Origin of the sequence: Brevibacillus sp. NL20B1 (assembly GCF_018195675.1) — a bacterium.
Classification (GTDB): domain Bacteria; phylum Bacillota; class Bacilli; order Brevibacillales; family Brevibacillaceae; genus Brevibacillus; species Brevibacillus aydinogluensis.
The window spans coordinates 17,411-26,341 of record NZ_JAGTPT010000029.1; the positions used below are offsets into that span (position 1 = coordinate 17,411).

Annotated in this window: 18 protein-coding genes and 1 pseudogene; 2 read left to right on the forward strand and 17 right to left on the reverse strand. The window is 51.6% G+C overall.

From position 1 onward, the window contains the following. Positions 1–31: 31 nt before the first annotated feature. From rplF to rpsJ, 17 genes are all read right to left on the reverse strand, one after another. Complete coding sequence (gene rplF / locus KDN35_RS17120) at positions 32–568, reverse strand: 50S ribosomal protein L6 (protein WP_171567173.1); 537 nt, start codon at positions 566–568, stop codon at positions 32–34. A gap of 32 nt (positions 569–600) precedes the next feature. Next, entirely contained in the window at positions 601–999 is a 399-nt protein-coding gene (gene rpsH, locus KDN35_RS17125) for a 30S ribosomal protein S8 (protein ID WP_171567172.1), read from the reverse strand. Positions 1,000–1,026: 27 nt separating this feature from the next. After that, positions 1,027–1,212 carry a type Z 30S ribosomal protein S14 gene (locus KDN35_RS17130; protein WP_171567171.1) on the reverse strand — a complete coding sequence of 62 codons (186 nt, stop codon included), beginning with the start codon at positions 1,210–1,212 and terminating at the stop codon, positions 1,027–1,029. Between the two features lie 24 nt (positions 1,213–1,236). Then, complete coding sequence (gene rplE, locus KDN35_RS17135) at positions 1,237–1,779, reverse strand: 50S ribosomal protein L5 (protein ID WP_171567170.1); 543 nt, start codon at positions 1,777–1,779, stop codon at positions 1,237–1,239. Positions 1,780–1,805: 26 nt separating this feature from the next. Continuing rightward, the gene (gene rplX / locus KDN35_RS17140) at positions 1,806–2,120 is read right to left on the reverse strand and encodes a 50S ribosomal protein L24 (RefSeq protein WP_171567169.1); all 315 of its coding nucleotides are present in this window, start codon (positions 2,118–2,120) and stop codon (positions 1,806–1,808) included. A gap of 50 nt (positions 2,121–2,170) precedes the next feature. Continuing rightward, positions 2,171–2,539, reverse strand: a complete 369-nt coding sequence (gene rplN, locus KDN35_RS17145) for a 50S ribosomal protein L14 (protein WP_171567168.1) — start codon at positions 2,537–2,539, stop codon at positions 2,171–2,173. Positions 2,540–2,581: 42 nt separating this feature from the next. After that, positions 2,582–2,848, reverse strand: a complete 267-nt coding sequence (gene rpsQ, locus KDN35_RS17150) for a 30S ribosomal protein S17 (RefSeq protein ID WP_029101060.1) — start codon at positions 2,846–2,848, stop codon at positions 2,582–2,584. A 21-nt stretch (positions 2,849–2,869) separates the two neighbouring features. Beyond that, positions 2,870–3,067, reverse strand: a complete 198-nt coding sequence (rpmC, locus tag KDN35_RS17155) for a 50S ribosomal protein L29 (protein WP_171567167.1) — start codon at positions 3,065–3,067, stop codon at positions 2,870–2,872. Further along, positions 3,057–3,491, reverse strand: coding sequence for a 50S ribosomal protein L16 (rplP, locus tag KDN35_RS17160; RefSeq protein WP_212133361.1), 435 nt, complete (start codon positions 3,489–3,491; stop codon positions 3,057–3,059). Before rplP ends, rpmC begins: the two co-directional genes overlap by 11 nt. Positions 3,492–3,493: 2 nt before the next feature. Further along, positions 3,494–4,162 carry a 30S ribosomal protein S3 gene (rpsC, locus tag KDN35_RS17165; protein WP_171567165.1) on the reverse strand — a complete coding sequence of 223 codons (669 nt, stop codon included), beginning with the start codon at positions 4,160–4,162 and terminating at the stop codon, positions 3,494–3,496. Positions 4,163–4,175: 13 nt separating this feature from the next. Then, on the reverse strand, positions 4,176–4,508 hold the full coding sequence (rplV, locus tag KDN35_RS17170) for a 50S ribosomal protein L22 (RefSeq protein WP_171567164.1): 333 nt from the start codon (positions 4,506–4,508) through the stop codon (positions 4,176–4,178). 29 nt (positions 4,509–4,537) lie between these two features. Then, complete coding sequence (gene rpsS / locus KDN35_RS17175; protein ID WP_171567163.1) at positions 4,538–4,819, reverse strand: 30S ribosomal protein S19; 282 nt, start codon at positions 4,817–4,819, stop codon at positions 4,538–4,540. Positions 4,820–4,870: 51 nt separating this feature from the next. Further along, on the reverse strand, positions 4,871–5,701 hold the full coding sequence (rplB, locus tag KDN35_RS17180) for a 50S ribosomal protein L2 (RefSeq protein WP_212133363.1): 831 nt from the start codon (positions 5,699–5,701) through the stop codon (positions 4,871–4,873). A gap of 32 nt (positions 5,702–5,733) precedes the next feature. Continuing rightward, entirely contained in the window at positions 5,734–6,024 is a 291-nt protein-coding gene (gene rplW, locus KDN35_RS17185) for a 50S ribosomal protein L23 (protein ID WP_029101067.1), read from the reverse strand. Further along, positions 6,024–6,647 (reverse strand): 50S ribosomal protein L4, encoded by a 624-nt coding sequence (rplD, locus tag KDN35_RS17190; protein WP_171567161.1) that lies wholly within the window; start codon positions 6,645–6,647, stop codon positions 6,024–6,026. The genes rplW and rplD overlap by 1 nt, the downstream gene beginning before the upstream one ends. A gap of 17 nt (positions 6,648–6,664) precedes the next feature. Further along, positions 6,665–7,297: a 50S ribosomal protein L3 gene (rplC, locus tag KDN35_RS17195; protein ID WP_171567160.1), complete on the reverse strand. Its 633-nt coding sequence runs from the start codon at positions 7,295–7,297 to the stop codon at positions 6,665–6,667. Between the two features lie 148 nt (positions 7,298–7,445). After that, positions 7,446–7,754: a 30S ribosomal protein S10 gene (gene rpsJ, locus KDN35_RS17200; RefSeq protein WP_029101070.1), complete on the reverse strand. Its 309-nt coding sequence runs from the start codon at positions 7,752–7,754 to the stop codon at positions 7,446–7,448. Between the two features lie 279 nt (positions 7,755–8,033). On the opposite strand from rpsJ, the pseudogene KDN35_RS17205 reads away from it, so the two are divergent. Both KDN35_RS17205 and KDN35_RS17210 read left to right on the forward strand, forming a co-directional pair. Further along, positions 8,034–8,369: pseudogene (locus tag KDN35_RS17205) on the forward strand (EamA family transporter); the annotation flags it as partial. An 80-nt stretch (positions 8,370–8,449) separates the two neighbouring features. Beyond that, a complete protein-coding gene (locus KDN35_RS17210; protein ID WP_171567159.1) occupies positions 8,450–8,851 on the forward strand; it encodes a globin domain-containing protein in 402 nt (133 codons plus the stop codon). Positions 8,852–8,931: the final 80 nt, after the last annotated feature.

An 8,931-nucleotide genomic window follows, 5' to 3' on the forward strand; every position in this document is an offset into this window, starting at 1 on the left:
CGCGGCCTCCCTTCTCATGAAACTACGAAGCTTATTTACCCTTTTTGCCTTCTTTGCGGCGAACCACTTCATCGCTGTACTTGATCCCTTTGCCTTTGTACGGTTCAGGTTTGCGGATCGAGCGGATTTCGGCAGCAACTTGGCCTACGCGCTCCTTGTCGATGCCTTTTACCACCAGCGTGGTTTGGTTCGGTACTTCGATTTCGATCCCCTCTTCAGGAGTGATCTCTACCGGATGGGAGAAACCGAGAGAAAGAGTTACGCCCTTGCCGGACTTCGCGGCACGGTAACCGACACCCACCAGCTCCAGCGTACGGGAGAAGCCTTCGGATACGCCCGTTACCATGTTGGCGATCAGTGCACGCGTCGTACCGTGCAGGGAACGGTGCAGTTTGTTGTCGCTAGGACGTTCAACGATAACTTCATTATCGTTGATGTTAATTTTCATATCTGGATGGAATTTACGAACAAGTGTACCCTTAGGGCCCTTTACCGTCAGCTCGGAACCGTTCAGAGTGAGGGTAACGCCTGCAGGGACCACGATCGGTTTTTTACCGACACGAGACATGTGGTGCACCTCCTGTGCTTTTCAATCAGTAATTACCAAACGTAAGCGAGAACCTCGCCACCCACGTGTGCTTGACGTGCTTGTTTGTCGGTCATCACGCCGGCAGAGGTGGAGATCAGGGCAATACCCAGACCGCCGAGAACTTTCGGGATCTCGTTGCTTTTCGCGTACACGCGCAGACCCGGTTTGGAGATACGCTTCAGACCAGTGATAACGCGCTCGTTGTTCGGGCCGTATTTCAGGAACACACGGATAATCCCTTGTTTGTTGTCTTCAATGAATTCCGCATCGCGAATGAATCCTTCTTCTTTCAGGATGCGAGCGATTTCCTTCTTGATGGTGGACGCCGGAATTTCCACTTTCTCGTGGCGAACCATGTTGGCATTGCGAATGCGGGTAAGCATATCAGCGATTGGATCAGTCATAACCATGAGAGAGAACCTCCTTCCCGTTTCAAATTACCAGCTTGCTTTTTTCACGCCAGGGATTTGGCCTTTGTAAGCAAGTTCACGGAAGCAAATACGGCAGAGCTTGAATTTGCGCAACACGGAGTGAGGACGGCCGCAGCGCTCGCAACGGGTGTAAGCGCGAACCTTAAATTTCGGTTTCCGTTGTTGCTTGACGATCATCGATTTCTTTGCCACATTCTTCCCTCCTTACGATGGGGTTTATTTACGGAATGGCATACCCATTTGAGTCAGCAGTTCACGTGCCTCTTCGTCCGTTTTGGCGGAAGTGACGATGACGATGTCCATCCCGCGTACCTTGTCGATCTTGTCGTACTCGATCTCCGGGAAGATCAGCTGTTCTTTCAGACCGAGGGTGTAGTTGCCGCGACCGTCAAACGCTTTGGAGGAAACGCCGCGGAAGTCGCGCACGCGCGGAAGTGCAACGTTCATCAGTTTGTCGAGGAAGTGATACATGCGTTCGCCGCGCAGAGTTACTTTCGCGCCGATTGCCATGCCTTCACGCAGTTTGAAACCGGCGATGGATTTTTTCGCACGGGTTACAACCGGTTTTTGACCAGCGATGGTTTGCAGGTCTTCTACTGCGGAATCCAGCGCCTTGGCGTTGCCTACCGCTTCACCCACGCCCATGTTGATGATTACTTTTTCCACTTTCGGAACCTGCATGACGGACGAGTAGTTAAACTTGCTCATCAGGCCAGGCACGATTTCTTTCAGGTATTTTTCTTTCAATCTTGCTGCCATCTAGGACATCCTCCTTTCCGATCTGACTACTTGTCGATAACTTCGCCAGATTTTTTCGCGTACCGAACTTTTTTGCCGTTTTCCAGTACCTTGTAACCGATGCGAGTAGGTTTGCCAGACTTCGGATCGATCAGAGATACGTTGGAAACGTGAATCGGAGCTTCTTGAGTTACAATGCCGCCTTGCGGATTGGTTTGAGACGGACGGGTGTGTTTTTTCACGAGGTTGATACCTTCAACCAGAACGCGCTCTTTCTTCGGATATGCAGCGAGAACGCGACCTTTTTTGCCTTTGTCTTTGCCCGCAATTACGATGACAGTATCGCCTTTCTTTACGTGCATCGCGTGGTGCACCTCCTATCGAACAAACTACCTGAGTATTTCCGTTCAGATTAGATAACCTCTGGAGCCAGAGAGATGATCTTCATGAAATCTTTCTCGCGGAGTTCACGAGCAACCGGTCCAAAGATACGGGTTCCGCGAGGAGATTTGTCATCACGGATGATAACCGCTGCATTTTCGTCAAAACGGATGTAGGAACCGTCCGGACGGCGAACGCCACGTACGCTGCGTACCACAACCGCTTTTACTACTTGACCTTTCTTGACAACGCCGCCGGGTGTAGCGGATTTAACGGAGCACACGATTACGTCACCGATGTTCGCCGTTTTGCGACCGGAACCACCCAGAACCTTGATGCACATGAGTTCTTTTGCACCGGAGTTGTCAGCAACAGCCAATCTCGTCTGAGTTTGGATCATTTACTGTTCCTCCTTTCGGATGTGTTTACCCGAAAATCTAGCTTATACAATTACTGCCTCTTCGACGATGCGTACCAAGCGGAAGCGCTTGTCTTTGGACAGCGGACGAGTTTCCATGATTTCCACGATGTCGCCCACTTTTGCCGTGTTGTTCTCGTCGTGAGCCTTGAACTTTTTGGAGTATTTCACGCGCTTGCCGTACAGCGGGTGCTTTTTGTAGGTCTCAACCAAAACCACAATGGTTTTATCCATTTTGTCGGAAACGACACGACCTACCATCGTTCTACGCATATTGCGTTGTGCGGTCATTGTTCAAACCTCCTTCCTTTCTTAGCCGATTCCCAATTCTCTTTGGCGCAGGATGGTTTTCGCACGAGCGATATCCTTACGTACTTGCTTGATGCGAGCTGTGTTTTCGAGTTGACCGGTAGCCAACTGGAAACGAAGGTTGAACAATTCTTCTTTCAAAGAGGCAATGCTTTGTTCGATCTCGGCAGTGGTCAAATTGCGGAACTCATTAGCCTTCATGTGCGTCACCACCCACTTCTTCACGCTTCACGAACTTGCACTTGATCGGCAGTTTGTGCATAGCCAAGCGCATTGCTTCGCGAGCGGTTTCTTCAGGTACGCCGGCAAGTTCGAACATGATCTTGCCAGGCTTCACTACCGCTACCCAGTGCTCAGGAGAACCTTTACCGGAACCCATCCGTACTTCCAGCGGCTTTTGCGTTACTGGCTTGTCAGGGAAGATTTTGATCCATACTTTACCGCCACGGCGGATGTAACGAGTCATCGCGATACGGGCAGCCTCGATTTGACGGTTGGTCACCCATGCCGGCTCCAGAGCTTGCAGACCGTATTCACCGAATGTAACCGTGGTTCCGCCTTTTGCGTTACCGTGCAATTTACCACGATGTTGTTTGCGGTGTTTCACGCGTTTCGGCATCAACATGATTACTTGCCTCCTTCCTCAGTAGCGGCGTTCTTTTTCGTCGGAAGGACTTCTCCGCGATAGATCCACACTTTTACGCCGATACGACCATAGGTGGTGTGAGCTTCAGCCGTGCCGTAGTCAATGTCAGCGCGCAGCGTGTGAAGCGGAACGGTACCTTCGCTGTAACCTTCGGAACGTGCGATGTCAGCACCGCCAAGACGACCGCTGACCAGTGTTTTGATCCCTTTCGCGCCTGCACGCATGGTGCGGGAGATGGCTTGCTTTTGCGCGCGACGGAAAGAAATGCGGTTTTCCAGTTGACGAGCGATATTTTCAGCTACCAGGGTAGCATCCAGATCCGGTTTTTTCACTTCGTTGATGTTGATGTGAACGCGCTTGCGAGGGTCGATCATTTTCGACAGCTCTTTGCGCAGCACTTCAACTTCTGCACCGCCTTTACCGATTACCATGCCAGGCTTAGCGGTGTGAATCGTTACGTTCACGCGGTTCGCTGCGCGTTCGATTTCAATGGTGGATACAGCAGCATCTTTCAGACGCCCTTTAATGTATTTGCGGATTTTCAGGTCTTCGTGCAAGAGCGTAGCGAAGTCCTTGTCAGCGTACCATTTGGACTCCCAGTCGCGAATAATGCCAATGCGAAGACCAACCGGGCTTACCTTTTGACCCACACGTAATCCCTCCTTATTTCTCGTTTAGTACGACAGTGATGTGGCTCGTGCGTTTGTTGATGCGGGTAGCACGGCCCTGAGCACGCGGACGGAACCGTTTCAAGGTTGGACCTTGGTCAACGAAGATCTTGCCAACTACCAGATTGTTCGGGTCCATCTCGTAGTTGTGCTCAGCGTTGGCGATAGCCGATTTCAGGAGTTTCTCAACAACAGGAGAAGCTGCTTTCGGCGTGTGCTTCAGGATCGCCAGTGCTTCCCCCACCTGCTTGCCTCGAATCAAGTCAACCACCAGGCGAACTTTACGAGGAGCGATGCGAATATAGCGAGCAACTGCTTTAGCTTCCATCTTTGTACCTCCTCTCTGTCAAGAGAAAATTAGCGCTTCTTGGATTTCTTGTCGTTGTCGACGTGACCCTTGAAGGTACGAGTTGGTGCAAATTCACCCAGTTTATGACCAACCATGTCTTCCGTTACGTATACCGGTACATGCTTGCGGCCATCGTACACGGCAAACGTGTGTCCGACGAAATCCGGGAAGATGGTCGAACGGCGAGACCAGGTTTTAATCACGCGCTTCTCGTTTTTCTCGTTCAGCTCAACAACTTTTTTCATCAAGTGGTCATCCACGAAAGGACCTTTCTTCAAGCTGCGTCCCATAAGTGAACCTCCCTTCGCCAAAGGCGTTCGGTTAATTGTCTAAAGCCGACCTTACTTCTTGCGGCGGCGAATAATGTACTGATCGGATTTGTTTTTCTTCTTGCGGGTTTTGAGACCCAGAGTAGGTTTACCCCAAGGAGTAACAGGTGCTTTGCGACCGATCGGAGCGCGACCTTCACCACCACCGTGCGGGTGATCGTTCGGGTTCATTACGCTACCGCGAACAGTCGGACGGATACCCAGCCAGCGGGCACGACCTGCTTTACCGATGTTGATCAGCTCATGGTCGAGGTTGCCGACTTGACCGATGGTTGCGCGGCAGTTGTTGTGAATGCGGCGAGTCTCACCGGAAGAGAGACGTACGATAACGAATTCGCCGTCACGGCCGAGCAGTTGAGCGGATGCGCCGGCTGCACGAACCAGTTGGCCGCCTTTGCCAGGTTTCAGCTCGATGTTGTGGATCGTCGTACCAACCGGAATGTTTTCCAGCGGCAGAGCGTTACCGATTTTGATGTCGGCATCCGGACCGGAGATGATCTCGTCGCCTACTTTCAGACCCAGCGGCGCGATGATGTAGCGCTTTTCACCGTCCAGGTAGTTGATCAGCGCGATATTGGCAGAACGGTTCGGGTCGTACTCGATGGAAGCTACACGGCCTACGATGCCGTCTTTGTTGCGTTTGAAGTCGATGATGCGATATTTGCGTTTATGACCGCCACCTTGATGACGAACGGTGATTTTCCCTTGGTTGTTGCGGCCTGCTTTTTTGGTCAGGGGCGCCAACAGGGATTTTTCAGGAGTCGACTTGGTGATCTCCTCGAAAGTAGAAACCGTCATTTGGCGACGACCAGGAGAAGTCGGTTTAAACTTTTTGATACCCATGTAAATTCCCTCCTTTTCTGTAGCCGTCGGGGTTATACACCTTCGTAGAACGTCAGCTCTTTGCTGTCTTCAGTCAGCTTAACGATCGCCTTTTTCCACTCGGAGGTGTAACCGGAGTATTTGCCATAGCGCTTCGGTTTCGCAGGAACACGCATGGTGTTGACTGCCGCAACTTTCACGCCAAACACTTTCTCCACCGCTTGCTTGATCTCGGTTTTGTTCGCTTTGAGAGGTACTTCAAAAACGTACTTCTTCTCAGCCATCATGTCGGTGGTGCGCTCCGTAATGACAGGGCGCTTGATGATGTCGTGAAGGCTCTTCATTAGGCGAGCACCTCCTCTACTTTCGCAACCGCATCTTTCGTTACGATTACTTTATCGTGCGCCACCAGGTCGAGAACGTTAATGCCAGCAGCATCTACGAACTTCGCACCCGGGATGTTGCGGGAAGAGAGCGCTACGTTTTGATCGAATTCGGAGGTTACGATCAGCACTTTGCGATCTACTTTCAGGTTGTTCAGGACAGCCTTCATATCCTTGGTTTTCGGAGCCGGGATATTCAGCGCGTCCAGAACCAGCAGTTCGTTGTTTTGCACTTTCGCGGACAGCGCGGATTTCAGCGCCAGACGACGAACTTTGCGATTCAGTTTGTAGCCGTATTTACGCGGAGTCGGACCAAACACAACACCGCCGCCTTTCCATTGCGGAGCGCGAATGGAACCTTGGCGTGCACGGCCTGTACCTTTTTGGCGCCACGGTTTGCGGCCACCACCTCTTACTTCAGAACGGTTCTTCACATCGTGAGTGCCCTGGCGTTGGGAAGCTTGCTGCATCACGATTGCGTCGAAGAGCACAGCGTTGTTGGGCTCGATGCCGAACACGCTATCAGCCAGCTCGATTTCGCCCACTTGAGAACCAGCTTGGTTGTAAAGAGCTACTTTTGGCATGTCAGTTCCTCCTTTCCTTACTTGTTCTTCTTGACTGCCGTGGATACTACAACGTAGCTGTTTTTCGGGCCAGGCACGGAGCCTTTAACCAGAATCAGGTTGCGATCCGCATCTACCTTAACGATCTCCAGGTTTTGGATGGTTACGTTGTCGCCACCCATTTGACCCGGCAGGGTTTGACCCTTGAATACGCGGTTCGGAGCGATCGCACCGAGGGAACCAGGTCCACGATGGTAACGGGAACCGTGAGACATCGGACCGCGGGCTTGGTTGTGGCGCTTGATGGCACCTTGGAAACCTTTCCCTTTGGTTACTCCGGCAACGTCTACGAATTCTCCTTCGGCAAAAATGTCAGCTTTCAGTTCTTGACCAACCTCGTAATCTGCGAGGTTTACTCCGCGAATTTCGCGAATGAAGCGCTTAGGTGCAGTGTTTGCTTTCGCTGCATGTCCTTTTTCCGGTTTATTCGCACGCTGTTCTTTCTTGTCTTCGAAGCCGAGTTGGATCGCTTCATAGCCATCGTTCTCTTGATCCTTCTTTTGCAGAACGACGCAAGGACCAGCTTCGATAACCGTAACAGCGATTGCTGCTCCGTTCGGACTAAAAACTTGCGTCATGCCAAGTTTTTTCCCTAAGATTCCTTTGGTCATGTGTGCCACCTCCTGTACTTATCTCCAAAAAAACAATCATGTTGTATCAAGTCCCTGCCGATGCGCAGGGGTGCCGTTTACGGGGTTTGAAGACTTGGTATTTCGCGTTCGTTAAGACAACGCCCGCGCGTGTATCACATTTACTACCTTACAGTTTGATCTCGATATCCACACCGGACGGCAGATCCAGGCGCATCAGCGCATCAACCGTTTGCGGCGTCGGATTCAGAATGTCGATCAAACGCTTGTGCGTACGCATTTCAAACTGTTCACGAGAGTCTTTGTACTTGTGAACAGCGCGGAGAATCGTGTACACTGCTTTTTCCGTCGGAAGCGGAATCGGACCGGATACGCTGGCACCGGAACGCTTCGCGGTGTCTACGATTTTCTCAGCAGACTGATCGAGGATTTTGTGATCGTACGCCTTTAAACGAATACGAATCTTTTGTTTTGCCATTTTAGTCCCTCCTTTTTCGCCCATTTTATAAACGGACATTTCTCCGTGGAAATATCCTGCACCCCGGTCATGGCAAAGGGGCCGGGTGTGTCAGCAACCTCCCACATCATCGCAAGTCCATGACCAACATTCAATATTGTACTAAAATGCACTGGGCAACGCAAGTTTTTTCTTGCTGCACAAGGGTTTTCCTGCTGTTCCCCCGCTTCCACCTGCGTGCCGATGCATTCTCGTACCATGTGAGCCCGGAGAGCGGCTCACTTTGCCTATCTTACCCAAAGTCCCCGTGCGATTGCAAGCGGGATCGGCTGGCAAATGAAATTCAGCATCGTCCATGGCGGGATCGGTTTTTATTTTTTCTTTGCCGGAATGAAAGGACTGCACGGCCAAAGCATCGCTGTATTGAGCTACATCGCCCCCCTCACGTCTTTAGTGATCTCGGCGCTGGTTATCGGTGAGCAGATGACCGTGCAGCAGCTTGTCGGTGCCGTCCTGTTATTAGGGGCAATCTGGATTGGAGAATCCGGCAGAGCGAAAGGGATTGAAACTCCTATAAAACTAAGAAGGGCAATTCGGATTTGGCTGCTCATGTGCTCCCTCTTCTTTATTTATTGAGGAAACGCGTTATACTGAAGGATGTACACGCATGTGTGCTGCTGCCATCTTGAACGGCAACACGCAAAGGAGGTAATCCGATGTTCCAACCGTTACAGACACCTTATGAGCTGATCGGCGGAGCGGAAACGCTGTCCCGCCTGGTGGATACGTTTTACGATTTGGTCAAGGAGCATCCCGATCTGGCCCCCCTGTTTCCGGAGGACTTTACCGAGATCAAGGAAAAGCAGTATATGTTTCTGACCCAGTTTCTCGGGGGGCCGACGCTGTACAGCGACCGATACGGCCATCCGATGATGCGCGCCCGCCACATGCGCTTTCCGATTACGCCGAAGCGGGCGGAGGCGTGGCTCGCCTGCATGAGCGAAGCGATGGATCGCATTGGTCTGGAAGGAGAGGTGCGCCATCACATTTTCGAACGCCTCAGACTGACAGCCTACCACATGGTCAATCAATGGGAACCAGACGACAAACAAGCGTAGCAAATGCTCATACGCTTGCGTCGTCTTGTGTTGTTAGGTAAATGAAAAAACCCGACAGCCTACGCTGTCGGGTTTGTTTG